The sequence below is a fragment of the Streptomyces sp. NBC_00209 genome (assembly GCF_045206345.1).
Classification (GTDB): domain Bacteria; phylum Actinomycetota; class Actinomycetes; order Streptomycetales; family Streptomycetaceae; genus Streptomyces.
In genome coordinates, this window is the sequence record NZ_CP108121.1 from 4,547,168 (window position 1) to 4,571,047 (window position 23,880).

Below are 23,880 nucleotides of genomic sequence, written 5' to 3' on the forward strand. Positions count from 1 at the left end.
AAAGTGGCTTTCGCCTTCGAAGTGAAGGAGAAAGCCACTTCTTGCCTGTGAGCCCGGTGGGATTTGAACCCACGACACACTGATTCTAAGTCAGCGCCCTCTAGCCTGCTGGGGTACGGGCTCGCGCACCCCACTCTACTGTGTGGTGGCGCGACCCTTCGAGAAAGTCGCCGTTTGGCTGTGGCACGAAGGGCAGAGATAGCGCAGATTGGCCTGGCGGTTGTCGGCACGGTTCCCGTTGATGTGATCGATCTCCAGCACGAGGCGTCTCCCTCGCCACGACGCGCCGGTTCCGCACACCGCGCACGCGCGCGGCAGCCCCACATCGTCCAGTGCGCGTCTCAAGAGCGACGTCCTTGTCCGGGATGCGCCATCCCTCAGGACAAGGATCTCGTCAGCCCCTTTGCGGCTTGGGGAGCGCGTCCCCGCCGAGTGGCCCTGACCGACGAAGTGGGCAGTCGACAGCTGGTATTTCTCGATGTCCCGCTTCAGGCGGATGCGGGCGCCGCCGTTGTCGACGTGTCCCAACGCCTCCAGCACGGCGGCGAGGCTGCGGGATTCGGCGACCGCGGCCTCCAGCCGCTCGCGCGGGACGGAAGGTGCCCCCTGCCTGCGCCCGCTGGTGAAGTGGGACGTGTCTATGCCGAGGCGGTCGAGCTTCGCCCGCACGTATCCGTACGGGCTGTCGCTCGGCGGCAGGCCCATGTACTCGAACATCCCTCTGATGCTGGATGAGTTGGCGGCCGCCTCGGCGATGAGCGCGGCCGGATAGGCCGTGCGCGCCCGCTCGGGAAGGGGCTCGTCCGCGAAGTGGGACGTGTCGATGCCGTAATGCCGGAGCCGGTCGCGTACGTATCGGCATGTTCGGCTGCCCAGGGGGCCGTCCAACCTACGCACCAGATCGACCAGGCTGGTCGCCGTGGCTGCGGCTTTTTCGAGGACACCGCGCGTGTACGTGGCGCTCATGCTGTCCTCGCGCGGTTGCGTCCGCGATAAGTGTCCGTTGCCGCGTGGCAGTTGGGGCACAGGATGCGGAGATTCGCCGGACGGTTGTCCCACCAGTCGCCGTTGACGTGGTCGACTTCGAGGCGCAGTGGCTGCCCCTGCCATTCGCCCGCGTTGCCGCATTCGGCGCACGCGTCGACCGCGCCCGTGCGCACCAGCTCGCGTCGCAGCCGTTCGCCGGGAATGCGGCCGTCCTGTGGATCGCTGAGAACAAGCGGGTTCCCCCGTGTGCCCTTCGAGCGGCGCGGCGGCGTGCGCACGAAGTGGGAGGTGTCGATCCCGAGAGCGGCGATGCGGCGGCTGATATGCGTGTGGTTCCCGCCCACGGGATTGATGCCGAGGCGGCGCACGACCTCCGCGACGCTCGTGGACCGGACCACCAGCTCGCGCAGCTTCTCTTCGGTGTGGCGCACCCTCATGTCGACGAAGTGCGAGACGTCCACGCCCCACTCCGCCACCTTCTGCCGCAGATAGCTCCGCGTTCCCGGCGTGGGCGTCCCACCACACCACCGCACGGCGTCATTGATGTTCGTCGTCATGCGCGCCGCTTCTTCAAGCAACTCGCGCGTGTACCGAACCCCCACGTTCCCCTCCGCATCCGGCCGTTCGTTTGCGGCCTCGTACGGAGTAACGAACCGACTATCGGAGCGTCACGTCCGATATCCGACAAGATGCGGAACGGCCCGTACCGCTTCGAGGGGAAGCTGTACGGGCCGTAGCCGGACGGGCCGGGTCAGAACTTCGGGTCGGGGCTCTGGGCGTGGACCAGTTCCTCCGCTTCCGCCGTCGTCTCCACCGACGGCGGGGACCCCGCCAGCGGCTTGTTCGCGGTTTCCTTCATGCAGGCCACCGCGATCACGCCCACCAGGGCCGCCGCCATCGCGTAGTACGCCGGCATCAGGTTCGTGCCGGAGACGCTGATCAGGGCCGTGATCACCAGCGGAGTCGTACCGCCGAAGATCGACGCCGAGAGGTTGTAGCCCACCGAGAGCGAGCCGTAGCGGACGTTCGTCGGGAACAGGGCCGGGAGCGCCGCCGACATCGTGCCGAGCATGCAGACCAGGGAGAGGCCCAGCATCGCCATGCCGATGATGATGGCGGGGATGCTGCCCTGGCGGATCAGGAGGAAGGCGGGCAGCGAGAGGATCAGGAAGCCGAGCATGCCCGCCATCAGGAGGGGCTTGCGGCCGAAGTGGTCCGAGAGCTTGCCGACCTGGCTGATGATCAGCATCAGGAACACCATCACGCCGAGCAGGATCAGCAGGCCGTGCGTCTCGCTGTAGCCGAGCTCGTCGGAGAGGTACGTCGGCATGTATGACAGCAGCATGTAGTCGGTGATGTTGTACGCGCCGACCAGGCAGATGCAGAGGATCAGCGTCGGCCAGTAGTCGCGGAAGATCTTCGCGAGGTCGCCCTTGGCCGTGGTCTCGACGCTGTCCGCCGCCTCCGTGGCGTGCGCCGTGCCGCCCTCCAGCTTCTGGAAGGCCGGGGTCTCGTCCAGGCGCAGTCGCAGGTAGAGGCCGACCAGGCCGAGCGGGCCCGCGACCAGGAACGGTACGCGCCAGCCCCAGGACTCCATCTGGGCGTCGTTGAGGAGCGCGTACAGGAGCGTCACCAGCCCGGCGGCGCCCACGTAGCCGGCGAGCGTGCCGAACTCCAGGAAGCTGCCGAAGAAGCCGCGCCGCTTGTCGGGGGCGTACTCCGCGATGAAGGTCGAGGCGCCGCCGTACTCACCGCCCGTCGAGAAGCCCTGGAGCATGCGGAAGAAGATCAGCAGGACCGCTGCCCAGACGCCGATGGTGGCGTGCGAGGGGATGAGGCCGATCGCGAAGGTGCCGGTCGCCATCAGGATCATGGTGAGGGCGAGGACCTTCTTGCGGCCGACCTTGTCGCCCATCGGCCCGAAGAACATGCCGCCGAGGGGGCGGACGAGGAAGGCGACCGCGAAGGTGGCGAAGGAGGAGAGGAGCTGGGTGGTGTCGTTCCCGGACGGGAAGAACACATGTCCCAGGGTCGCGGCGAGGTAGGAGTAGATGCCGAAGTCGAACCACTCCATCGCGTTACCGAGCGAGGCGGCCTTCACCGCGCGCTTGACCGCTTGGTCGTCCGTGATCGTGATGTCCGTGCGCCGCAGCTTGGGGTTCTGCCGCTTCCGGATCGCACGGAACAGCGCGGGGTGACGTTTGACCGCTTCCGGGTCGGCCACCTGGTGGGGGTCGGAGGCCGCCATGGCCGGTTCCTTTCCTCAGCAACTGTTACAGGAAAGGCTTCTGCGCGGACATGGCGGCCGCAAACCGGTTCAGCGAAGGAATGGGATGTCCATCACATGATTTCGGCCATTCGGCCCAGCGAATGGCCCGTTTCGGGCCGTTCCGTGCGGCCCGCGGAGCGGCCCCGCCACCCCTCAGATCTTGAGGTCCTTGATGATCTTGGCGACGTGGCCGGTGGCCTTCACGTTGTAGAACGCGTGGGCGACCTTCCCCTCCTCGTCCACCACGACCGTGGACCGGATGACGCCCGTCACCGTTTTGCCGTAGAGCTTCTTCTCGCCGTACGCGCCGTACGCCTCAAGAGTCTCCTTGGCCGGATCGCCCACCAGTGTGACCTTGAGGTTCTCCTTCTCGCGGAACTTCGCGAGCTTCTCCGGCTTGTCCGGGGAGACCCCGATGACGTCGTAGCCGGCCGCGGCGAGCAGGTCGAGGTTGTCCGTGAAGTCGCACGCCTGCTTGGTGCAGCCGGGGGTAAGAGCGGCGGGGTAGAAGTAGACGATGACCTTGCGGCCCTTGTGGTCCGCGAGCGAGACGTCGTTGCCGTCCGCGTCGGGCAGGGTGAAGGCGGGGGCGGTGTCGCCGGAGGTGAGGCGCTCGCTCATGGTTCTCCTCATTGGTACGTGGGGTCTAAGGGACCGAGCGTAATGGGGGTGCCGCCGGGTGCGGATGCGGCGGAACTGACAGACTGTCGATGAAGGTTTACCGGACGAGGACCACGGAGGCGGCGCGGTGTCGGATGCCAGGACCCCTGCGCAGATCGAGGCGGACATCATCAGCAGGCGCGAGCAGCTTGCGGTGGTACTCGATGAGATCGGGGTGCGGGTGCACCCGAAGACGATCATGGGTGACGCGAAGGCGAAGGTCGCCGGGACCGTGGACCGGACGGCCGGCCGGGCGTATGTGGCGGTGAACCGGGCGGTCTCGGACGTGAAGGCCCAGTTCGTGTCGGAGACGGGCAGCCCTCGGCTGGAGCGTGTGATCCCGGCGGCGCTGCTCGCGGTGGGCGTGGTCGGCCTGGTGGTCGTCTCCTCGCGGCGCAAGCGCTGACCCCTCGCGCACGGCGGGTGCGCTGCCCGGTAGGTTGCGGGGCGTGAGCGAGAACACCAACGACAAGCTGCCCATCCGGATGCTGCACGACCGCGTGCTGGTCCGGTCCGAGTCGCCCGAGGGCGAGCGGCGCTCCGGCGGCGGGATCCTGATTCCCGCGACGGCCGCGGTCGGCCGTCGGCTGGCGTGGGCCGTGGTGGTGGCGGTGGGGCAGAACGTGCGGACGGTCGAGCCGCGTGACCGGGTGCTGTTCGACCCGGAGGACCGGGCGGAGGTCGAGGTGCGGGGTGTGGCGTACGTGCTGATGCGCGAGCGCGACCTGCACGCGGTGGCCGCGGACCGGTTCGAGGGCTCGGAGGATTCGACCGGGCTGTATCTGTAGACCTGTGGGCGAGGGCCCGGTGACCGTTGTCACCGGGCCCTTTGCCTGTTCTTTGCTACGGTGGAACCACCCCGACGAGACGCGCCGTACCGGGTTCCGCAAAGACGACGCACCCGTGTGGTTCGCGTGTTCTGTCTCGTCGGAGGTGCTGTCGTGGCGTGGGTTCTGCTGGTCGTCGCCGGTCTGCTGGAAGTGGCCTGGTCGATCGGGATGAAGTACACCGAGGGGTTCACCCGGCTGTGGCCGAGTGTGTTCACGGGTCTGGGGATCGTGGCGAGCATGATGCTGCTGTCGCACGCGGCCAGGACCCTGCCGATCGGTACGGCGTACGGGGTGTGGGTCGGGATCGGTGCGGCGGGTGCCGCGGTCCTGGGCATGGTGGTGCTGCACGAGCCGGTGACGGCGGCCCGGATCTTCTTCGTGTGCCTGCTGCTGGTGGCGGTCGTCGGGCTGAAGGCCACTTCGGGGCACTGAGCCCGGTTTCAGGGGCGCGTGCCGGGTGCCCGCGTGCCCCGGGGCCCGTCGAGGAAGCCGCCGATGTCGCCCTCGCCCCCGGTGTCCCCGCCGTCCCCGCCGCCCGTGTCCGCCCCGCCGTCCGTGGTGCCGCCGGGGCCGGTGCCTCCGGCCGGGTTGTCCGTGGTGCTGGGGGTGGTGCGCGGGGCGGAGGGGGTCCGGGACGGGGTGGTGGGCGGGGTGCGCCGGGGAGTGGCCGAGGGGGTGCGGCGGCCGGTGTCGCCGGGGGCGGTGTCCTCGGCGGTGGGCAGCGCGGTGTCGCCGGTGTCCTCCTCCACGTCGAGGTCGAAGTCCTGGGCGGGGGTGCCCTTCAGGGCGGCCGCGGTGTACTGGGCCCAGGTCTCGGCGGGGGCGCCGCCGCCGTTGATGCGGGGGAGTCCGAGCGCGCCGTAGAGGGACTTCTGGGCGCCGGTGGACGGGTCCTGGCCCATGACGGCGATGACGGTGGCGAGGTCGGGGGTGTAGCCGGCGAACCAGGCGGCCCGGTCCTCCTCGGCGGTGCCGGTCTTTCCGGCGGCGGGCCGCCCCGCGCCCCGGGCGGCGGTTCCGGTGCCGCCCTCCACGACGCTCCGGAGGATCGACGTGGTGGTGTCGGCGGCCTCGCGGCTGACGGCCTGCTTCACCGTACGGCCGGGCAGGGTGACGTCCTCGCCGTCCTTGGTGACCTTGCTGACCAGGATGTGGGCGCCGTGCTTGCCGTGGGCGGCGAGGGTCGCGTACGCCTCGGTCATGTCGAGGACGCTGGCGGTGGCGACGCCGAGGGCGATGGAGGGGGTGGGGGTGAGATCGGCGGTGTTCTTGGGGATGCCGAGGGAGACGGCGGTCTGCCGGACCTTCTCGGGGCCGACGTCCTCGGCCATCTGGGCGTAGACGGCGTTGACGGACTTGTCGGTGGCGGTGGACACGGTGATGGGGCCGTAGCTGCGGTCGTCCTCGTTGGCGGGGTCGTAGCCGGTGGGGCCGTCGGGGCCCTCGACCATGCGCTTGTTGGTGCCGTCGTAGATGGTGCTGGGGGTGATGCGGCGGCCGTCCTGGGTGGTGGAGTCGTGGGCGACGGCCGAGGTGAAGACGAACGGTTTGAAGGTGGAGCCGACCTGGTAGTCGCGGCGGGTCGCGTTGTTGACGTACTGCCGGGTGTAGTCGACGCCGCCGTACATGGCGACGACGTGGCCGGTGGCGGGGTCGATGGAGGCGCCGCCGACGCGGACGTCGCGGTCGGCCGCGCGGTCGTCGTCGGTCTTGGACATGACCTTGTCCTCGACGGCTTCGACGAGGGCGTCCTGCCTCTTCCGCTGGAGTGTGGTGGTGATGCGGTAGCCGCGGGTGGCGAGGGTCTTCTCGTCCAGGATGTCGTTGCCGACGAGGTAGTCCTCGACGGCCTTGACGATGTAGCCGCGCTGTCCGGAGAGGCTGTTGGCGGGCTTGACGGGGCCGGGGACGGGGAAGGTCATCGCGGCGCGCTCGGCGGGGTCGAGCCACTTCTCCTTGACCATGCCGTCCAGTACGTAGTTCCAGCGGGCGACGGCGACGGCCTTGTTCTCCGGGTAGGCGACGACGTCGTAGGCGCTGGGGGCGTTGAGCAGCGAGGCGAGGTACGCGCCCTGGGCCGTGGTGACGTCGCCGATGTCCTTGCCGTAGTACGCCTGGGAGGCGGCCTGGATGCCGTAGGCGTTGCGGCCGAAGTAGCTGGTGTTGAGGTAGCCCTCCAGGATCTGGTCCTTGGACTGTTCCCGGTTGAGCTTGATCGAGATGAAGAATTCCTTGGTCTTGCGGACGACGGTCTGTTCCTGGCCCAGGTAGTAGTTCTTGACGTACTGCTGGGTGATGGTCGAACCGCCCTGCTTGCCCTTGCCGGTGAGGGTGTTCCAGCCGGCCCGGAACATCGCCTTGACGTCGACGGCGCGTTCGGAGTAGAAGTCGCGGTCCTCGGCGGCGAGGACGGCGTGCTGGACGGTGCGGGGGACCTGGGCCAGCTTGATGTTCTCGCGGTTGACGAGGCCGTCGCGGGCGATGACCGTGCCGTCGGCGTACAGGTAGACGTTGGACTGGGCGGTGGCGGTGGCGTTGGCGGCGGGGATGTCGACCAGCTGGTAGCCGGCGACGAACCCGCCGATCAGGATCAGGGCGATGAGGAGTACGCCGCCGAGGACCATGCGCCAGGTGGGGATGAGCCGCCGCCAGCCGGTGCGCTTGGGGCGCTTGGCCTTGCCGGACTTCTTCGGGGCGGGGGTGCCGGCGGCCTCGCCTTCGGGGGCCGGTCCCGGGGCGGCGGCGTCGGCAGGCAGGTCCCTGGGGGCCCAGCCCGGGGGGTCGGTGTCCCCGTTCTGCTGCTGTGGCTCGTCGCTCATGTCGGTGCAGACTCCTCGGCCGCGGTCAGTTCCCCCATACTGCCCTTTTCTGGCGCATATCCCTTGGATCGACGGCCGAAAAGCGCTCGCGGCGGCCGTCCCGGCTGGACTAGGCTCCTGCGCTTTGGTGTCCACGCACGGTGCGGCACCCGTTGACGGGGAGGCGGTTGCTGTGCGGGTCTACGCGGTGGCGGCGGCGGGCGGTTTCCGCCGTTACGCCACCTATCGGATCGAGACGGCGGCGGGGGTGTTCACCAACACCGTCTTCGGCTTCATCCTCGCCTACACGTACATGGCGTTGTGGGACGAGCGGCCGAGCCTCGGCGGTTACGACATGCCGCAGGCGCTCACCTTCGTCTGGCTGGGCCAGGCGCTGCTGATGACCTGCGTGATGATGGGCGGTGGATTCGAGGACGAGCTGATCGAGCGCATCCGCACGGGCGACATCGCGGTGGACCTCTACCGCCCGGTCGACCTCCAGCTGTGGTGGCTGGCCCAGGACTTGGGGCGGGCGGCCTTCCATCTGCTGGGGCGCGGCATCGTGCCGATGGTGCTCGGTGGGCTCGCGTTCGACCTGGCGCTGCCGGGGTCGGCGGGGCCGTGGCTGGCGTTCCTCGTCTCGGTGGCGCTGGGTGTGGTGGTGAGCTTCGGGATCCGTTATCTGGTGGCGCTGTCCGCCTTCTGGCTGATGGACGGGGCGGGTGCGGCGCAGATCGCCTTCCTGGCGGGGATGTTCTTCTCGGGGATGCTGCTGCCGCTGAGCCTGTTCCCGGGGCTGCTGGGCGAGGTGGCGCGGCTGATGCCGTGGTCGGCGCTGCTCCAGGTGCCGGCGGATGTGTTCCTGGGCAAGCACACGGGCTGGGGGCTGGTGCGGGTGTACGTGTTCCAGGCGTCCTGGGCCGCGGTGTTGCTGCTGGTGGGGCGGATGGTGCAGGGCGTGGCGACGCGGAGGGTGGTGGTCCAGGGTGGCTGAGGTGGTGGAGGTGGCCGTGCCGGAGGCGCCGGGGGAGGTGTTCGCCCCGCGGCCGCGGCTGGTCGAGGGGGTGCGGGCGTACGGGCTGATCGTGTCGATGTGGCTGCGGTCCACGATGGCGTACCGGGCGTCGTTCCTGATGACGGCGGTCGGCAACTTCACGGCGACGGCGTTCGACTTCGTGACGATCATGCTGATGTTCGCGCACGTCGACGCGCTGGGCGGCTACACCCTCCCGGAGATCGCACTGCTGTACGGGGCTTCGGGGACGGCGTTCGGTCTGGCGGACCTCTTGATGGGGTCGATGGACCGGCTGGGCCGCCGGGTGCGCGACGGCACGCTGGACACGCTGCTGGTGCGGCCGGTCCCGGTCCTCGCGCAGGTGGCGGCCGACCGCTTCGCGCTGCGCAGGCTGGGGCGGATCACCCAGGGGCTGCTGGTCCTCGGCTACGGGCTGGTGGCGGCGGACATCGACTGGACCCTGGCGAAGGCGGTCGTGCTGCCGCTGATGCTGCTGAGCGGGTCGGTGATCTTCGGGGCGGTGTTCGTGGCGGGCGGGGCGTTCCAGTTCATCGCGCAGGACGCCTCGCAGGTGCAGAACTCGTTCACGTACGGAGGCAACACGCTGCTCCAGTACCCCCCGACGATCTTCGCGAAGGACCTGGTGCGCGGGGTGACGTTCGTGGTGCCGCTGGCCTTCGTGAACTGGCTGCCGGCGCTCTACGTGCTGGGCCGGGAGCTGCCGTTGGGGCTGCCGGAGTGGGTGGCGTTCCTGCCGCCGGTGGTGGCCGCCGTCTGCGCGACCGCGGCGGGCCTGGCGTGGCGGGCGGGGCTGCGGGCGTACCGGAGTACGGGAAGTTGACGGACGGAGAGGGAGCGGTATGAGCAGGGACACGGACCGCGGGACGGCCTTCATCGAGCTGGACCGGCTGGAGAAGGTCTTCGACGTCCGCCGCAGGACGGGCTTCCTGCGCGCCGAGCGGCGCCAGGTGCGGGCGGTCGACGGGATCAGCTTCCGGGTGGAGCGCGGCGAGATGGTCGGCTACATCGGGCCGAACGGGGCCGGGAAGTCGACCACGATCAAGATGCTGACGGGCATCCTCACGCCGAGCGGCGGCTCCCTGCGCGTCGCGGGCATCGACCCCTCGCGGGAGCGTACGCGGCTGGCGCACCGGATCGGCGTGGTCTTCGGCCAGCGCACGACGCTCTGGTGGGACCTGCCGCTGCGCGACTCGTACCGGCTGATGCACCGCATGTACCGGGTGCCGGACGCGCGCTTCCGGGCCAACCTCGACCAGTGTGTCGAACTGTTGGACCTGGGCGAGCTGTTGGACGTACCGGTGCGTCAGCTGTCGCTCGGGCAGCGGATGCGCGGGGACATCGCGGCGGCACTGCTGCACGACCCGGAGGTGCTGTATCTGGACGAGCCGACGATCGGCCTCGACGTGGTGTCCAAGGCCAGGGTGCGGCAGTTTCTGCGGGACTTGAACGCGGAGCGCGGGACGACGGTGCTGCTGACGACCCATGACCTCACGGACATCGAGCAGTTGTGCAGCCGGGTGATGGTGATCGACCACGGCCGGCTGATGTACGACGGTGCGCTGGCCGGGCTGCACGAGGTGGGGGAGAGCGAACGCACGCTCGTGGTCGACCTGGAACGCGAACTCCCGCCGATCCGGCTGGAGTCGGAACCCTCGGTGCGGACCGTGAAGGTGGAGGGGCCGCGCCAGTGGCTGGCCTTCCCGGCGTCCGCCTCGGCGGCTCCGCTGGTGGCGCGGATCGCCGCGGAGTACCCGTTGGCGGACCTTTCGGTGCGGGAGCCGGACATCGAGGCGGTGATCGCCAAGATGTACGCGCGACCGGCCCGGGGAGCCGATGACGTGAGCGCGGCCGTTCAATAGGCTGACTGCATGACGAGCGAACTCCCCGATATGCGGGCCTCCGACGCCGAGCGTGAACGTGTTGCCGAGATCCTGCGTGAGGCGGTCGCCGAAGGGCGCCTTGAGATGGAGGAGTTCGAGCAGCGCCTCGACACCGCCTACAAGGCGCGGACGCACGGCGAGCTGGAACCGCTCGTCCGCGACCTGCCGGCCGTCGGCTCCGCCTCGTCGGCGCCCGCCGCCGTGCAGCCCCGGTCGGGCTCGGCGGCCCGCTGGTCGGAGCGGATCGGGCGGCCGGCGACGTCGACCGGCGGCTTCGCGTTCTGGGGCGGTTTCCGCCGCCGGGGCAACTGGACGGTCGGCAGGGTGTTCACCGCGTTCGCGATGTGGGGCGGCGGCGACATCGACCTGCGCGAGGCGAACTTCGAGTCCCGCGAGACCGTGATCCGCTGCTTCACGATCATGGGCGGCCTCCATGTGACGGTCCCGCCGGACCTCAACGTGGAGGTCCGGGGCATCGGCATCATGGGCGGCTTCGGGGAGGACGCCAAGGACGAGTCGGCCCCCGCGCCCGACGCGCCCCGGGTCCGCGTCACCGGCTTCGCGTTGATGGGCGGCGTCGGGGTGGAGCACAAGCGCGGCAAGGCGGAGAAGCAGCGCCTGCGGGAGGCGGAGCGCGGCCGCCTGGAGAAGGGCGACCGCTAGCTCTTCGGCTCAGAGCGCGTCGACCTTCGGCCTGTCCCCGGTCAGGGTGTCCACGTCCAGCAGCGACGCCAGGCGGGCGTACCCGGCGTCGTTGAGGTGCAGGTGGTCGCCGGAGTCGTACGGGGCGCGCAGCTGCTGGAGGTGGGCCGGGTCGCGCAGCGCGAGGTCGGAGTCGATGACCTCGTCGAAGATCCCGCCCGCCCGGATCTCCGCGTTGACCCGCTGCCGTACCTGCTCCCCGCCCGCCGACCAGGCGGCCGAGCCCCGGTACGGCATGAGGGTCGCGCCGATGACCTTCAGGCCCCGGGCGTGGGCCCGTGCGGTGAGGTCGCGCAGGGCGCCGGTGATCCGCGCGGGGTCGGTCTCCCTGGGGAGCGCCTGGATGTCGTTGATGCCGAGCGCGATGACGACGGTCTTCGCGCCGGAGACGCCGAGGACGTCGCGCTCGAAGCGGTCGAGGGCGCGCGGGCCGATGCCGTCGCGCAGGAGGCGGTTGCCGCCGATGCCCTCGTTGGCCACCGCGTAGCGGCCGTGCAGCCGGTCGGCGAGGACGTCCGGCCAGCGGGCGTTGGCGTCGGTGGTGGAGCCGGAGCCGGCGGTGAGCGAGTCGCCGAACGCGACCAGGGTCCCGGTCGCCCGCGCGTCGCCGCCCCGCACGTCGACGGCGGTGAGGTAGCGCCACTGCGTGGTGGACCAGGTGCCTCCCTCGCCCTCGGTGTACGAGGTCTGGTGGCTGTTGGGGTGCGCGGTGACCGGCCCGTCGGCGGTCGGGGTGCGCAGGGTGACCACGAGGTCGGCGTCCGCGTCGACCGGGACGGCGACGGCGTCGCTGACGGTCTGCCCGCCGGCGGCGACCGTGACGGACGAGGCCCCCCGGAACGTCACGGGGCGGGTGTTCACGGTGACGCGGTCGATGAGCAGGGGCTGCGTACCGAACAGGTTGGACAGCGTCACACGGGCCTCGGTGCCGCCGACGCTGGTGTGCACGACGTTACGGATGACGCGGCTGCTCTGGTCCTCCGCCTGCGCCGGGTCGGCCAGGCCCCCGACGGGCGACGCCGCCCAGGTGGCGAGCCAGTGCCCGGAGGAGTGCGCCGGGGCGGCCGGGCTGTGGGCCACGCCCTGCGGGGCCGCAGTGGCGGCGGCTGTCGCCCTGTCCCCCGTGGACAGCAGGGGACCGGCGAACGCCACGGCTGCGGCGAGCGCGGCGGTACCCGCCACGAGGGCTATGAGCAGGGCGTACCCCTGGCGCCTGGGCATGGGCGGTGTGTCTCCTTGCGGAAAGAGGAAAAGCGGAGGGAGTGGACCGGTTCCCATGATGCGGCAGGGCGCGGGGAACTCGACGTGCGGCCCGGGAGTAGGTCAGGTAGGCACAATGCGTAGCGGACGTCTGGGGCTGTGCGTACGCGGACGGGTGGAGCGGATGGAACGGATCGACGGGACCGGGCGGACCGAGCGGGGCGAAGTGCCTCCGGGGCCCGGTGGGAGGGCGAGACCCGGGGGGCTCGCCTCGTTCGCGTACACCGCGGCGGACGAGGAGAAGCGTCGTGGCGTACGCCGTATGAAGACCACGGCCACCGGCCTCCTTCTGCTGGTCGCGCTGGTGTACGTCCTCGCCACCTGGGCGAAGAACGAGGGGGTGAGCGGCTGGCCGGGCTTCGTCGCGGCGGCCGCCGAGGCGGGCATGGTGGGTGCGCTGGCCGACTGGTTCGCCGTCACGGCACTCTTCAAGCGTCCGCTCGGTCTGCCGATTCCGCACACCGCCATCATTCCCACCAAGAAGGACCAGCTCGGGGCATCCCTCGGTTCCTTCGTCGGCGAGAACTTTCTCTCCGGGGACGTCGTACGTGACCGGATTCACTCGCTGGGCATCGGCGGCCGGGTCGGCGGCTGGCTCGCGGAGCCGGCCCACGCGGACCGGGTCACGGCCGAGCTGGCGACCGCGCTGCGCGGGGCGCTCACCGTCCTGCGGGACGCGGACGTCCAGGCCGTCGTCGGCGAGGCGATCACCCGGCGGGCGAACGCGGCGGAGATCGGCCCCGGGCTCGGCAAGATGCTGGCGAAGGTCGTCGCGGACGGCGGCCACCGCAAGCTGGTCGACCTGGTCTGCACCCGGGCCCACGACTGGCTCGTGCTGCACGGCGACTCGGTGATGGACGCGGTGCAGGGCGGGGCGCCGGGCTGGACGCCCCGGTTCGTGGACAAGCGGGTCGGGGAGCGGGTCTACAAGGAGCTCCTGCGCTTCGTCACCGAGATGCGGGACATGCCCGGGCACCCGGCGCGCGGCTCCATCGACACGTTCCTCGCGGACTTCGCGGCCGACCTCCGGACCGACTCCGAGACCCGGGACCGGGTGGAGCGCCTGAAGGCGGAGATCCTGGGGCGCGGCGAGGTCCAGGACGTCATCGCCTCCGCCTGGGCGTCGGTGCGCGCGATGGTGATCGCGGCGGCGGAGGACGAGCAGAGCGAACTGCGGCTGCGCGCCCGGGCCTCCCTGATGTCGCTGGGCGCCCGGCTGGCCACGGACGAACGGCTCCAGGGGAAGCTGGAGGGCTGGCTGGAGGACGCGGCGGCGTATGTCGTGACGACGTACCGGACGGAGATCACCTCGCTGATCAGCGACACGGTGGCCGGCTGGGACGCGGACCAGACGTCCCGCAAGATCGAGGCCCACATCGGGCGTGACCTGCAGTTCATCCGCATCAACGGCACGGTGGTGGGGGCGCTGGCGGGGCTGGCGATCTATACGGTGTCGTGGGCGTTGTGGGGGTGAGGGGGCCCCGGGGCGGGGCCGTGTGAGGCGGTGCCGTTCAGGCCCCGCCCGCCGCACCACCGCGCCCGGAGGGCGCCCCGGTTCAGGACGCCCGGCGGGTGACCGCCCAGGACGCGGCGGCGACCGTGCCCGCCACGGTGAAGACGGCGGGCCAGGCGCCGACCTTCTTGGCCAGCGGGTGCGAGCCCGCGAACGCGGCCACATACGCGGTGGTCAGAGCGACGGCCGCGCGCGGGCCCGCCTGCCGGTTCCACTCGTACGCGGCGACGCCGCCCGCCGCCGCGAGCGCGACCCCGCCCAGCGGCCGCTTGCGGGTCCACCGCGCGACGGCGTAACCGCCGACCAGTCCGCCCGCCGCCACCGCCGCTGCCGGCACCTTCACCATCGCGGTCACCTCCGCCTTCGTGCACGTCATGGGTGTGCGCCCGGCGCACTCGTACGCGCCTCGCGCCCAGCGCCGCACCGGCGCCCGGACCGAGGCTAACGCGCGCTTCCACCCACCCGTCGCGGAGGGGGTGCACAGGCGTTTACCCTGGGGGTGAACATCCGTGCACCCCTTCACGTGCCCCCGAGCCCGCAACGGAGAACCATGCCCGCGGACATACCCGCCCCCGCCGCCCCGTCGAACCCCGCGGCCGAGGCCCCGCACCCGCGTTTCGCGGTGGGCGTGCTGGCCTTCTGCGGGGTCGTCGTCGCGGTGATGCAGACGATCGTCGTGCCCCTGCTCCCGCACATCCCCGAGCTGACCGGCGCCACCCCGGCCGCCGCGAGCTGGCTGGTGACCGTCACGCTGCTGACCGGTGCGGTGTTCACGCCGGTGCTCGGCCGGGTCGGCGACATGTACGGGAAGCGGCGGGTGCTCGTCGCCTCGCTCGCGGTGCTCGTGGTGGGCTCGGTGCTGTGCGGGGCGAGCTCCCACATCGGCGTGCTGATCACCGGTCGCGCGCTTCAGGGCGCCGCGATCGCCGTCGTACCGCTGGGCATCAGCATCCTGCGCGACGAACTGCCGCCCGAGCGCGTGCTGTCCGCCGTCGCGCTGATGAGCTCGACGCTCGGCATCGGCGCCGCGGTGGGCCTGCCGATCGCCGCGCTGGTGGTGGAGAACTTCGACTGGCACACGATGTTCTGGGTCTCCGGCGTCATCGGCCTCATCGACATCGTGCTCGTCCTCGTCTTCGTACCGGAGTCCCCGCTGCGCAGCCGCGGCCGATTCGACGTGCTCGGCGCCCTCGGCCTGTCCGGCGCGCTGGTCTGCCTGCTGCTCGCGGTGACGCAGGGCGGCGACTGGGGCTGGGCCTCCGGCCGGACGGTCGGCCTGCTCGCGGCGGCCGTCGTGGTGGCGCTGCTCTGGGGCGCGTACGAGCTCCGCGTCGCGACGCCCATGGTCGACCTGCGGGTCTCCGCCCGCCCGGCGGTCCTGCTCACCAATGTCGCGGCGCTGCTCATCGGTTTCGCCTTCTACGCGAACTCCCTGGTCACCGCGCAGATGGTGCAGGAGCCCAAGGCGACCGGTTACGGGCTCGGCGCCTCGCTCGTCGTCAGCGGTCTGTGCCTGCTGCCGGGCGGGGTCGCCATGGTGGCGCTGTCCCCGGTCTCCGCCCGGATCTCCGCGAAGCACGGCCCGAAGGTCAGCCTCGCGCTGGCGGCGGGGATCATCGCGGCCGGTTACGGGGTGCGGTACTTCACCAGCCACAGCCTGTGGCTCATCATCGCGGGCGCCACGGTCGTCGCCTCCGGCACGGCCATCGCGTACTCGGCGCTGCCGGCCCTCGTGATGCGCGGGGTGCCGGTCAGCGAGACGGGCGCGGCGAACGGCCTGAACACCCTGATGCGGTCGATCGGCCAGGCGTTCTGCAGCGCGACCGTGGCGGCCGTCCTGGCGAACCTCACCTTCCAGGCGGGGGGCCGGACCGCGCCGACCCTGCACGCGTACCAGCTGGTCTTCGTCGTCGCGGCGGGCGCGGCGCTCGCCGCCCTGGTCGTCACGCTGCTGCTGCCGGGTGGCAGGCCCGCGGGGGCGGGTACGGTCGGGGAGAGCCGCAAGGCGCCGGGCACCCTGACGGGGGGTGCGCGGTCGGCGGGGATCCAGGAGGGCGCATGACCGGCGGCCAGGCCATCGCCGCGACGGGCCGCGACGCGATCCTGCGCGCTGCCCGGCGGGCGTTCACGCAGCGGCCGTACGCGGAGGTGACGATCCGGGGGATCGCGGCGGACGCGGGGGTCAGCGCGTCCCTGGTGGTCAAGCACTTCGGCCGCAAGGAGGAGCTGTTCAACACGGTGGCCGACTTCGGACCGGCCGCCGCCGAACTCTTCGACGCGCCGCTCGACGTCCTGGGCCGCCACATGGTGGTCACCCTGGTCACCCAGCGCCGGGCGCTCCAGTCCGACCCGCTGCTGCGCGTCGTCTTCTCCCTGGGCAACCAGGACGAACGCTCCCTGCTCCGCGACCGCTTCCACGAACAGGTGACCGACGCCCTGACCGCCCGCCTCCCCGGCGAGGGGCGCGCGTTGCGCGCGGAGCTTCTGGCGGGGCATCTGCTGGGGCTGGGCGCGACGTTGAGCCTCCACCGCGAGGGGGCGGGGGCGTCTGCGACGCCGGAGCACATCGCGGACCTGTACGCGCCGGCGTTGCAGCGGCTGATCACGGGCTGAGGCGATGCGGGGGCGCTGCCCCCGTACCCCCGCTCCTCAATCGCCGGAGGGGCTTGGTTTGGCCGCGTGGCCACTTCCAGGCCCGCCGCAGGCGCCCCTAGCGCAGCGCGTTCCGCCAGACCGTCACGTCAAGCGTGATGTAGTCACTCGGCGAATCCTCCGGCGAGTGCCCCTGATACGTCACCAGCGCCATATGCCCGGTCCCCGTCGTCACGCACACCTGCCGCCCCTTCGACAGCTTGCTGGTCTCGATGCTGCCGGCGAACCGCGTCTCCGCCCGGCACACATCCAGCGACCCGGCCTGACCCGGGTCGAGCAGGATCAGCTTGCCGCCCTCGCTCTCCGCCTCGATGTACCCGCCGGAGTCGTACGTCAGCTCGTACCCGTCGTCCTCACCGTCCTGCGGCCGCACCTCGTCATCGCCGAACGTCAGGTGGTACCCCTGGGTGAGGTTGATCCCGGTGAAGTCCTCCGGCGTCGGGTCCGACGTCGCGGGGGTCTGCCCCTCGGGCTCCTGCGACGCGTTGTCATCCGCCCCCGTGGAGTCAGAGCTCGGCTTCGAACTCACCTTCGGAGCAGGTGGGTTCTTGTCCTGGGCGGTCGTGCCGCTTTTCTCACCGCTCCCGTTGTCCTTGAGCAGGAAGTAGGCCGTACCTCCGCCGGCCAGAGCGAACAGCAGCACGGCGACGATCGCGACGGCCGCCGCCAGACCCCGCCGCCGCTTGGGGGGCGTGGGCGCCTGCGGCGTCGGCTGCGTGACGTGCGACTCCGGCGGTACGCCCCCGCCGGGGTATCCCGCCCCCGGCCCCGGGTATCCGTACGACGGCTGCTGGGCGGCCGGGTACCCGTAAGCCGGGGTCTGCGCGGAGGGCGCCGTGGGCGCACCGTACGCGCTCGGCCCCACCGGTGCGGGCCCCTGCCCGGGCACGGGCGTGACCGGCGGTCCGTACCCCGGCGGCGGGGTGCTCGGCGCCGGGGTGGTGGGCGAGTAGGCGGCGGGAGTGGCCGGCGTGGCCGGAGCCGCGGGCGCGGCGGCCACCGGCGGCGTCGCCGGGGCGGCCGACGGCGGCGGCGGCGTCTGCACGGGCGCCGGAGCGGCGGCCCGTACGGTGATGTCGGCGGCGACCGGCTTCGGCAGCCAGTCCTCCGGCCGCCGGAGCACCGTCTCCGCGTTCGCGGTCTGGCAGAGCTGGATCACCTCGGCGACCGACGGCCGGTCCTCCGGGTTCTTCGCGAGGCAGCGCCCCACGAGCTCCATCAGCCGCTCCGGCACACCCGTGAGGTCCGGGTCCTCGTGCACGATCCGGTAGAGCACCCCGTGCGAGGTCCCCTCGCCGAACGCGGGCGTCCCGGTCGACGCGAACACCGCGACCTGCCCGAGCGCGAAGATGTCCGTCGCGGCGGTGACCTTGCGCCCGGCGGCCTGCTCCGGCGCCATGAACGACGGGGTGCCGATCGTGACCCCGCTCCCCGTGAGCGACGTCGCGTCGGCCGCGTACGCGATACCGAAGTCGATGACGCGCGGCCCGTCCGCCGCGAGCAGCACGTTGGACGGCTTCAGGTCGCGGTGGACGATCCCGGCGCCGTGGATGACGTGCAGCGCCTCGGCCATGCCCGCGATCAGCAGCAGCACCGCCTCGACCGGCAGCGCGCCGTGCTCCACGACCGCGTCGGCGAGCGAGGGGCCCGGCACGTACGCGGTGGCGAGCCACGGCTGCGCGCCCTGGGTGTCGGCGTCGATCACGGGCGCGGTGAACAGCCCCTGCACGCGCTGCGCGGACTGCACCTCCTGCGCGAACCGCCGCCGGAACTCCGCGTCCTCGCCGAACTCGGGCCGGATCACCTTGATCGCGACGGGCCGCCCGCCGGGCGTGTACGACAGATACACCTTGCCCATGCCGCCCGCGCCGAGCTTGGCGGCCAGCCGGTATCCGGCGATGGTGGTGGGGTCGTCAGCCGCGAGGGGCTGGAAGACCTGCGAGGCGCCGCCTCTGCGTGGCTGCTGACCGCTCATGTACTCGTAACTCCCCCGGAGAGCGCTGCTGTAGACACGGCACCCTATCCAAATCCCGGGGCGCTGCGGAGCGGTGGGAGCGCCTTGGTTCAGCCGGACCGGGGGATTGCGCACCGTACGCCCGTCGCCTCCTCCGACACCTCCCACAGCCGCCGCCCCGTCGCGGCGTCGGCCGCCCCGGCCGACAGCTCCACCCGGGTCGGCGCCCCGCGCAGCTCGCCCCTGCCGTCCGGCCCGATGAACTCGCCGCCCGCCACGCCCGGTTGCGTCGCCGCGTACAGCTGCGGCAGCGCCCCCTGGGCGGGGGACTGCGCGAGCGGCTTGAGTACGCGGCCGAACAGCAGGGACACGAGGGCGACGGGGCCGCCGGTCTGGAGGCCGGTGGCGGTGTAGCCGGGGTGGGCGAGCAGGCTGCGGACCGGGCTGCCGGCCTCGGTGAGGCGGCGGTGCAGCTCGTGGCCGAAGACGGCGTTGGCCAGCTTGGACTGGTTGTAGTAGCCCATCGGCGAGTACCGCCGTTCGCCCGTGAGGTCATCGAAGTACAGCTGCGCCTTGCGGTGGTTGGGCGAGCTGACGGTGACGACGCGGGGGTCGGTGCCCGCCGTCAGGAGGCCGAGCAGCAGGCCGGTGAGCGCGAAGTGGCCCAGGTGGTTCGCCGCGAACTGCACCTCGTGGCCCTGCGGGGACAGCGTCCGGGGCGGTGCCATGACCCCGGCGTTGTTGACGAGCACGTCGAGCCGCGCGTGGTCCGCGTGCAGCTTCTCCGCGAACGCGCGTACGGAATCGAGGTCGGCCAGGTCGATCCGGCGCACCTCCAGCCGGGCGTCCGGCTGCGCGGCGGTCAGCCCGGCCGCCGCGCGGCGCCCCTTCGCCTCGTCGCGTACGGCGAGGATCACGTGCCCGCCCCGGCGGGCGAGGGCCCGGGCCGTGGCCAGGCCGAGGCCGCTGCTGGCCCCGGTGACGACGAAGACGCGCCCGGTCTGGTCCGGGATGTGCTCGGCGGTCCAGCGTTCCTGCTGTGTCATACGGCATAGGCTGCCTTGCATGACACCAAGTGTCAACATGTCATTAAGTGCCATGCGAGGCATGGAGTACCGTGAGGAGGGTGAGTACTCCCCGAACGACCCTGGCCGAGCGCAAGCGCCGGCTGGTCTCCGACGAACTGAGCGAATCCGCCCTGCAGTTGCTGGCCCTGAAGGGCTTCGACGCGGTCACGGTGGACGAGATCGCGGCAGCGGCGGGCGTCTCCAAGCGGACGTTCTTCCGCTACTTCGCGTCCAAGGAGGACGTGGTCGTCCAGCTCCTCGCGGACATGGGCACCGGCATCCGCGCCGAACTGGCCGCCCGCCCCGCCGCCGAGCCGCCGTCCGTCGCGCTGCGCCACGCGGTCTGGGTGCCGCTCGGGGAGTGCGCGGACCACGGGGAGCGGGCGCTGCGCGTCGTACGGCTGATCCTGCGCACGCCCGCGCTGCTGGCCCGCTTCCTGGAGCGCCAGGCGCGGTGGCGCGACGACCTCGCGCGGGAGCTGGCCGAGCGGCTGGGGCGGGACGGGGAGCGGGACCTCTACCCGAGGCTGGCGGCGGGGATGGCGCTCGACGCGTTCGACGCCGTGCTGCACCACTGGAGCGCCGACGGCTCGACGGAGACCCCGGCGGAGCTGACGGACCGCGCGTTCGCGGTGATCGCCCCGGCGCTGGACGGGCCCTAGGCACCGGAAGCCGCCATTCCCGTTGCCTGCCACGGGCGCCCGTTCGATCATGGACGGCCGACGGCCCCCACGTACCGGAGGCCGCTCCCCGGACGAAAGGTCCTCTGTGCGCAAGCTGGTGTACTTCATCGCCGCCACCCTCGACGGCTTCATCGCCGGCCCGGACGGCTCCGACCCCAGCGGTCCGGACGGCTTCTGGCCCATCCCGGAGGACTACCTCGAGCACCTGATCGCGGAGTACCCGGAGACCCTGCCCGGCCCGGCGCGGGCCGCGCTCGGGGTGACGGCGGAGGGCACGCACTTCGACACGGTCGCGGAGGGCAGGCGCTCGTACGAGATCGGCCTCGACGCCGGACTCACGGACGCCTTCCCGCACCTGCGGCACCTCGTGTTCTCCCGCACCCTGGGCGAGAGCCCGGACCCGGCTGTGGAGCTCGTCTCGGGCGATCCCGCCGCGCGCGTACGGGAGTTGAAGCAGGAGGACGGAAAGGACATCTGGCTCGTCGGCGGCGGCGAACTGGCCGCCTCTCTCTACGCGGAGATCGACACGCTGATCCTGAAGCTCAGCCCGACGACGATCGGCGCGGGTATCCCGCTCTTCGGCCGGAACGCGGCGTTCGAACCGGCGGCCTGGGGTCTCAGGAGCCAGAAGATCCTGCCGAGCGGGGCGGCGTACCTGACGTACGAGCGCAACCGGCAGACCCTCAGTGTGACCGCCGACTGACACCGGCCGGCCGGGGCGCGCGCCCCCGCCGGCTGGTGCCGGGTCACGCGACGGTGCAGGCCGCCCCGCTGAGGGTGAACGCGGCCGGGGCCGCGTTCGTACCGCTCTGGTTGCCCGTGAAGCCCACGGTCACCGAGGAGTTCGGGGCGATCGTGGAGGTGTACGAGGCAGGCGCGACGGTCACCGAACCGCCGGACTGCGTGGGCGTACCGCCCCACATGTTGGTGATCGTCTGCCCGTTGGCGAAGGCGAAACCGAGCGTCCAGCCGTCGATCGCGGCGGTGCCCGTGTTGCGGATGGTGATCTCGCCCTGGAAGCCGCCCTGCCACGAGCCGACCACCTTGTACCCGACCGAGCAGCTGCCCGCCGGAGTGGTCGCGCCCTCGTCCGTGGTCACGCTCACGGCGGCCGACCGCGCCGAACGGTTTCCGGCCGCGTCGTGCGCGTAGACCGCGAAGGAGTACGCGGTGTCGGCGGCGAGGCCCGTCACGGTGACGCTCGTCGTGGCCGACGAGGCGACCTTGGTCTCCGTACCGCCGCTGACGCGCACCACGTCGTAGCCCGCGACGGCAACGTTGTCGGAGGACGCGGCCCAGGTCAGCGTGGCGGAGGTGTCGGACACGGCGGAGGCGGCCGGGGTGCCCGGGGCGGTCGGGGCCTCGGTGTCCTCCTCGACGGGACCGCCGTAGACCGTGGCCTCGCGGGCGGTCTCCGCGATGCCGTCCGCGCCGTGGAAGATGCGCTCGCCCCAGGAGCTGAGCCGCGCCGGGTCGAAGTCGATGGTCAGGTCGAGGATCGGGTCGGTGTTGCCGCTCCACGACCAGGCGATCCAGCCGAGCCCGAGCCGCTGCGCCTCGGACATCATCGTGTCCTCGTCCGGGTCGCCGTACTGGTCGGCGGGACCGCCGAACTCACCGATGACCAGGGGCAGTCCGGCGTCCACGAACGCGTTCAGATAGTCGGTGACCTTCTGGGCGGTGTTGTAGACGCTGTACATGTGGATCGAGAAGAGCAGGTTGCCGGTCGAGTCCGCGTCGTACACCGCCTGGGCGTTGTCCCGCATGACGTTCTGCCAGTCCTGGCCCCAGTTGGGCGCGTCCACCATGATCGTGTGCGCGAACCCGGCGGCGCGCAGCTTCTTGATCGCGGCGGTGGTGGGGGCCGTCCATCCGGCCGGATCGGTGTTGCCCCAGGGCTCGTTGCCGATGTCGATGACGACGTAGTCCTCCTGGCCCTGGAGGACGTCCTTCAGGGAGATCCAGTAGTCGGCCGCGTGGTCCAGCGTCCCGGCGGCGGAGTCCTCGCCGTATCCGGTGGTGTCGTGCACCTCCAGGACGCAGATGAGCCGGTTCGCCTTGCAGTCGGCGACGACGGCGGCGACGTCGTCCGGCCCGTTCCTGGTCCAGCGGAAGCCGTCGGACAGCACGACGCGGACGGTGTTGGCGCCGGTCGCCTTGATGTCGGCCAGGGACTGGGTTTCGCCGGGGTACCAGGTGTGCGCGTGGTTGACGCCGCGCATGATGAAGTCGTTGCCGTTGCCCTCGACCAGGCGGCCGTCGCTGATGTGCAGCCCGGTACCGGCGGCGGACGCGGCCTGCGCCGGGGCGAGGCCGCCGAGCGCGAGGAACCCGAGCAGGGTGGCCAGGACGGTGAGGATGACGGCGGCGGGGCGCTGCGCCGGATGTCTCGCTGTTCTCACTGCGGCTCCAGGGGGATGGGTGGTGCACTGATGTGGGAGCGCTCCCACGGGGTGGACCTATGAAGCCATTCGGTCAGGGGCACGTCAAGAGATCGGGCGACCGGAGGCGAGGTTCTATGGTTCGTCGTGTTGGTCTCCGCACCCGACGAAGGGAACGCCGCACGATGGCTGAAACCGACCAGAACGAGATACGGGCCCGCATCGCGAAGGGGCTCGTCTACACGGAGACCGAGGCGGCTTTCCTGACCCGGGCCCGGCGTGCGGACGAGATTTTCGCGTACAACCAGACGCCGCCGGGCGACACGGAGCGACGGCGTTCGCTGCTGACCGAGATCTTTGCCTCGGTGGGCGAACGCACGGCCCTCCAGGCGCCGTTCCACGCCGCGTTCGGCAGCAACGTGCACATCGGCGACGACTTCTTCGGCAACGTGAACCTGACGTTCGTCGACGACGTGGAGATCCGCATCGGCGACGACGTCATGATCGCCCCGAGCGTGACCCTGACGACGACGGGCCACCCGGTGCACCCCGCGCGCCGGGCGGATTTCGGCCGCTTCTCGGAGCCGATCGTCATCGAGGACAAGGTGTGGATCGGCAGCAACGTGGTCGTCCTGCCGGGCGTCCGCATCGGCTACGGCTCGGTGATCGGCGCGGGCAGCGTCGTGAGCCGCGACATTCCTCCGATGAGCGTGGCGGTGGGTACGCCGTGCCGGGTGGTCCGGCCGATCACGGACGCGGACCTCGACAGCCGCAGGTAGGGCCTGGGCGGGCGCCGCTCACCAGGCCCCGTGGTACTGCACGCCGAGGATCAGGGCGGCGATCGCCGTCGCCAGGAACACGATCCCGCCGACGATGTTCCGGGAGCCCACCCGCAGATGGGCGATGATCGCGCCGATGAAGTAGAGGATGAGCCCGCACGCGGCGAGCGTACCGAGTGCGGGCACGGCGAACCCGGCGAGCAGCCCGAGGGTGCCCGCCGCCAGGCACATGCCGAGCCAGGGGACGTACTTGCGCGGGATGCCCTTCATGTCGGCCTGCGACTTGGGGTATTCGTGGCCGATGAGGTAGGTCACGGCGGCGGCGCCGTTGAAGAAGATGCCGAGGATGGTGACCGTGAGGTATGCGGTGCGCATGCGTTGTTCTCCGCTTCTGAGAGTGAAGGGGCTGCTCTTCGAGTCCGACGATCA

24 protein-coding genes, 1 tRNA gene and 1 riboswitch are annotated in these 23,880 nt (G+C 71.4%); of the genes, 13 read left to right on the plus strand and 12 right to left on the minus strand.

Features of this window, described 5'->3' with window-relative positions; translation table 11 throughout:
* Window positions 1–48: 48 nt before the first annotated feature.
* The 5 genes from OG867_RS20720 to bcp form a co-directional block, all read right to left on the minus strand.
* Window positions 49–123 (minus strand) — tRNA-Leu (locus tag OG867_RS20720).
* A gap of 12 nt (window positions 124–135) precedes the next feature.
* A complete protein-coding gene (locus OG867_RS20725) occupies window positions 136–966 on the minus strand; it encodes an HNH endonuclease signature motif containing protein (protein WP_406287373.1) in 831 nt (276 codons plus the stop codon).
* Window positions 963–1,544, minus strand: coding sequence for an HNH endonuclease (locus tag OG867_RS20730; protein ID WP_406287375.1), 582 nt, complete (start codon window positions 1,542–1,544; stop codon window positions 963–965). The genes OG867_RS20725 and OG867_RS20730 overlap by 4 nt, the downstream gene beginning before the upstream one ends.
* 194 nt (window positions 1,545–1,738) lie before the next feature.
* The gene (proP, locus tag OG867_RS20735) at window positions 1,739–3,235 is read right to left on the minus strand and encodes a glycine betaine/L-proline transporter ProP (protein ID WP_406287377.1); all 1,497 of its coding nucleotides are present in this window, start codon (window positions 3,233–3,235) and stop codon (window positions 1,739–1,741) included.
* Window positions 3,236–3,409: 174 nt separating this feature from the next.
* Window positions 3,410–3,877 (minus strand): thioredoxin-dependent thiol peroxidase, encoded by a 468-nt coding sequence (gene bcp, locus OG867_RS20740; protein WP_406287380.1) that lies wholly within the window; start codon window positions 3,875–3,877, stop codon window positions 3,410–3,412.
* A gap of 127 nt (window positions 3,878–4,004) precedes the next feature.
* Between bcp and OG867_RS20745 the strand changes: the two genes are divergently transcribed.
* From OG867_RS20745 to OG867_RS20755, 3 genes are all read left to right on the plus strand, one after another.
* Window positions 4,005–4,322, plus strand: a complete 318-nt coding sequence (locus OG867_RS20745; protein WP_406287383.1) for a DUF3618 domain-containing protein — start codon at window positions 4,005–4,007, stop codon at window positions 4,320–4,322.
* A 43-nt stretch (window positions 4,323–4,365) separates the two neighbouring features.
* Complete coding sequence (locus OG867_RS20750; protein ID WP_406287385.1) at window positions 4,366–4,704, plus strand: GroES family chaperonin; 339 nt, start codon at window positions 4,366–4,368, stop codon at window positions 4,702–4,704.
* A gap of 42 nt (window positions 4,705–4,746) precedes the next feature.
* Window positions 4,747–4,818: riboswitch (guanidine-III (ykkC-III) riboswitch) on the plus strand.
* Between the two features lie 39 nt (window positions 4,819–4,857).
* Complete coding sequence (locus OG867_RS20755; RefSeq protein WP_018105629.1) at window positions 4,858–5,178, plus strand: multidrug efflux SMR transporter; 321 nt, start codon at window positions 4,858–4,860, stop codon at window positions 5,176–5,178.
* A gap of 8 nt (window positions 5,179–5,186) precedes the next feature.
* Here the strand turns inward: OG867_RS20755 and OG867_RS20760 are convergent, their stop codons facing one another.
* The gene (locus OG867_RS20760; RefSeq protein WP_406287387.1) at window positions 5,187–7,565 is read right to left on the minus strand and encodes a transglycosylase domain-containing protein; all 2,379 of its coding nucleotides are present in this window, start codon (window positions 7,563–7,565) and stop codon (window positions 5,187–5,189) included.
* 172 nt (window positions 7,566–7,737) lie between these two features.
* Between OG867_RS20760 and OG867_RS20765 the strand changes: the two genes are divergently transcribed.
* The 4 genes from OG867_RS20765 to OG867_RS20780 are packed head-to-tail and all read left to right on the plus strand — an operon-like array spanning window position 7,738 to window position 11,123.
* Complete coding sequence (locus OG867_RS20765) at window positions 7,738–8,538, plus strand: ABC-2 family transporter protein (protein WP_328900361.1); 801 nt, start codon at window positions 7,738–7,740, stop codon at window positions 8,536–8,538.
* A complete protein-coding gene (locus OG867_RS20770) occupies window positions 8,531–9,400 on the plus strand; it encodes an ABC transporter permease (RefSeq protein ID WP_328900360.1) in 870 nt (289 codons plus the stop codon). Before OG867_RS20765 ends, OG867_RS20770 begins: the two co-directional genes overlap by 8 nt.
* 19 nt (window positions 9,401–9,419) lie before the next feature.
* Window positions 9,420–10,439, plus strand: coding sequence for an ATP-binding cassette domain-containing protein (locus tag OG867_RS20775; protein ID WP_406287389.1), 1,020 nt, complete (start codon window positions 9,420–9,422; stop codon window positions 10,437–10,439).
* A gap of 30 nt (window positions 10,440–10,469) precedes the next feature.
* Window positions 10,470–11,123: a DUF1707 domain-containing protein gene (locus OG867_RS20780; protein WP_328904336.1), complete on the plus strand. Its 654-nt coding sequence runs from the start codon at window positions 10,470–10,472 to the stop codon at window positions 11,121–11,123.
* A 9-nt stretch (window positions 11,124–11,132) separates the two neighbouring features.
* Here the strand turns inward: OG867_RS20780 and OG867_RS20785 are convergent, their stop codons facing one another.
* Entirely contained in the window at window positions 11,133–12,383 is a 1,251-nt protein-coding gene (locus tag OG867_RS20785; RefSeq protein WP_406287392.1) for an SGNH/GDSL hydrolase family protein, read from the minus strand.
* Window positions 12,384–12,546: 163 nt separating this feature from the next.
* Here OG867_RS20785 and OG867_RS20790 point away from each other — a divergent pair, with 163 nt between their 5' ends.
* A complete protein-coding gene (locus tag OG867_RS20790; protein ID WP_406291085.1) occupies window positions 12,547–13,896 on the plus strand; it encodes a DUF445 domain-containing protein in 1,350 nt (449 codons plus the stop codon).
* Between the two features lie 82 nt (window positions 13,897–13,978).
* Here the strand turns inward: OG867_RS20790 and OG867_RS20795 are convergent, their stop codons facing one another.
* On the minus strand, window positions 13,979–14,311 hold the full coding sequence (locus OG867_RS20795; protein ID WP_406287394.1) for a hypothetical protein: 333 nt from the start codon (window positions 14,309–14,311) through the stop codon (window positions 13,979–13,981).
* A 174-nt stretch (window positions 14,312–14,485) separates the two neighbouring features.
* Here OG867_RS20795 and OG867_RS20800 point away from each other — a divergent pair, with 174 nt between their 5' ends.
* The gene (locus OG867_RS20800) at window positions 14,486–15,997 is read left to right on the plus strand and encodes an MFS transporter (protein WP_406287396.1); all 1,512 of its coding nucleotides are present in this window, start codon (window positions 14,486–14,488) and stop codon (window positions 15,995–15,997) included.
* Window positions 15,994–16,548: a TetR family transcriptional regulator gene (locus OG867_RS20805; protein WP_328900354.1), complete on the plus strand. Its 555-nt coding sequence runs from the start codon at window positions 15,994–15,996 to the stop codon at window positions 16,546–16,548. Before OG867_RS20800 ends, OG867_RS20805 begins: the two co-directional genes overlap by 4 nt.
* Window positions 16,549–16,645: 97 nt before the next feature.
* Here the strand turns inward: OG867_RS20805 and OG867_RS20810 are convergent, their stop codons facing one another.
* Complete coding sequence (locus tag OG867_RS20810) at window positions 16,646–18,562, minus strand: serine/threonine-protein kinase (protein WP_406287399.1); 1,917 nt, start codon at window positions 18,560–18,562, stop codon at window positions 16,646–16,648.
* A gap of 89 nt (window positions 18,563–18,651) precedes the next feature.
* Window positions 18,652–19,587, minus strand: a complete 936-nt coding sequence (locus tag OG867_RS20815) for an oxidoreductase (protein WP_406287402.1) — start codon at window positions 19,585–19,587, stop codon at window positions 18,652–18,654.
* Between the two features lie 80 nt (window positions 19,588–19,667).
* Between OG867_RS20815 and OG867_RS20820 the strand changes: the two genes are divergently transcribed.
* Both OG867_RS20820 and OG867_RS20825 read left to right on the plus strand, forming a co-directional pair.
* The gene (locus OG867_RS20820) at window positions 19,668–20,270 is read left to right on the plus strand and encodes a TetR family transcriptional regulator (RefSeq protein ID WP_328900351.1); all 603 of its coding nucleotides are present in this window, start codon (window positions 19,668–19,670) and stop codon (window positions 20,268–20,270) included.
* A 106-nt stretch (window positions 20,271–20,376) separates the two neighbouring features.
* A complete protein-coding gene (locus OG867_RS20825; protein ID WP_406287406.1) occupies window positions 20,377–20,994 on the plus strand; it encodes a dihydrofolate reductase family protein in 618 nt (205 codons plus the stop codon).
* 43 nt (window positions 20,995–21,037) lie between these two features.
* On the opposite strand, the gene OG867_RS20830 is transcribed toward OG867_RS20825, so the two are convergent.
* Window positions 21,038–22,693, minus strand: a complete 1,656-nt coding sequence (locus tag OG867_RS20830) for a cellulase family glycosylhydrolase (protein ID WP_406287409.1) — start codon at window positions 22,691–22,693, stop codon at window positions 21,038–21,040.
* Between the two features lie 164 nt (window positions 22,694–22,857).
* Here OG867_RS20830 and OG867_RS20835 point away from each other — a divergent pair, with 164 nt between their 5' ends.
* The gene (locus OG867_RS20835; RefSeq protein ID WP_406287412.1) at window positions 22,858–23,451 is read left to right on the plus strand and encodes a sugar O-acetyltransferase; all 594 of its coding nucleotides are present in this window, start codon (window positions 22,858–22,860) and stop codon (window positions 23,449–23,451) included.
* 18 nt (window positions 23,452–23,469) lie between these two features.
* On the opposite strand, the gene OG867_RS20840 is transcribed toward OG867_RS20835, so the two are convergent.
* Complete coding sequence (locus OG867_RS20840) at window positions 23,470–23,826, minus strand: DoxX family protein (RefSeq protein WP_018105646.1); 357 nt, start codon at window positions 23,824–23,826, stop codon at window positions 23,470–23,472.
* Window positions 23,827–23,880: the final 54 nt, after the last annotated feature.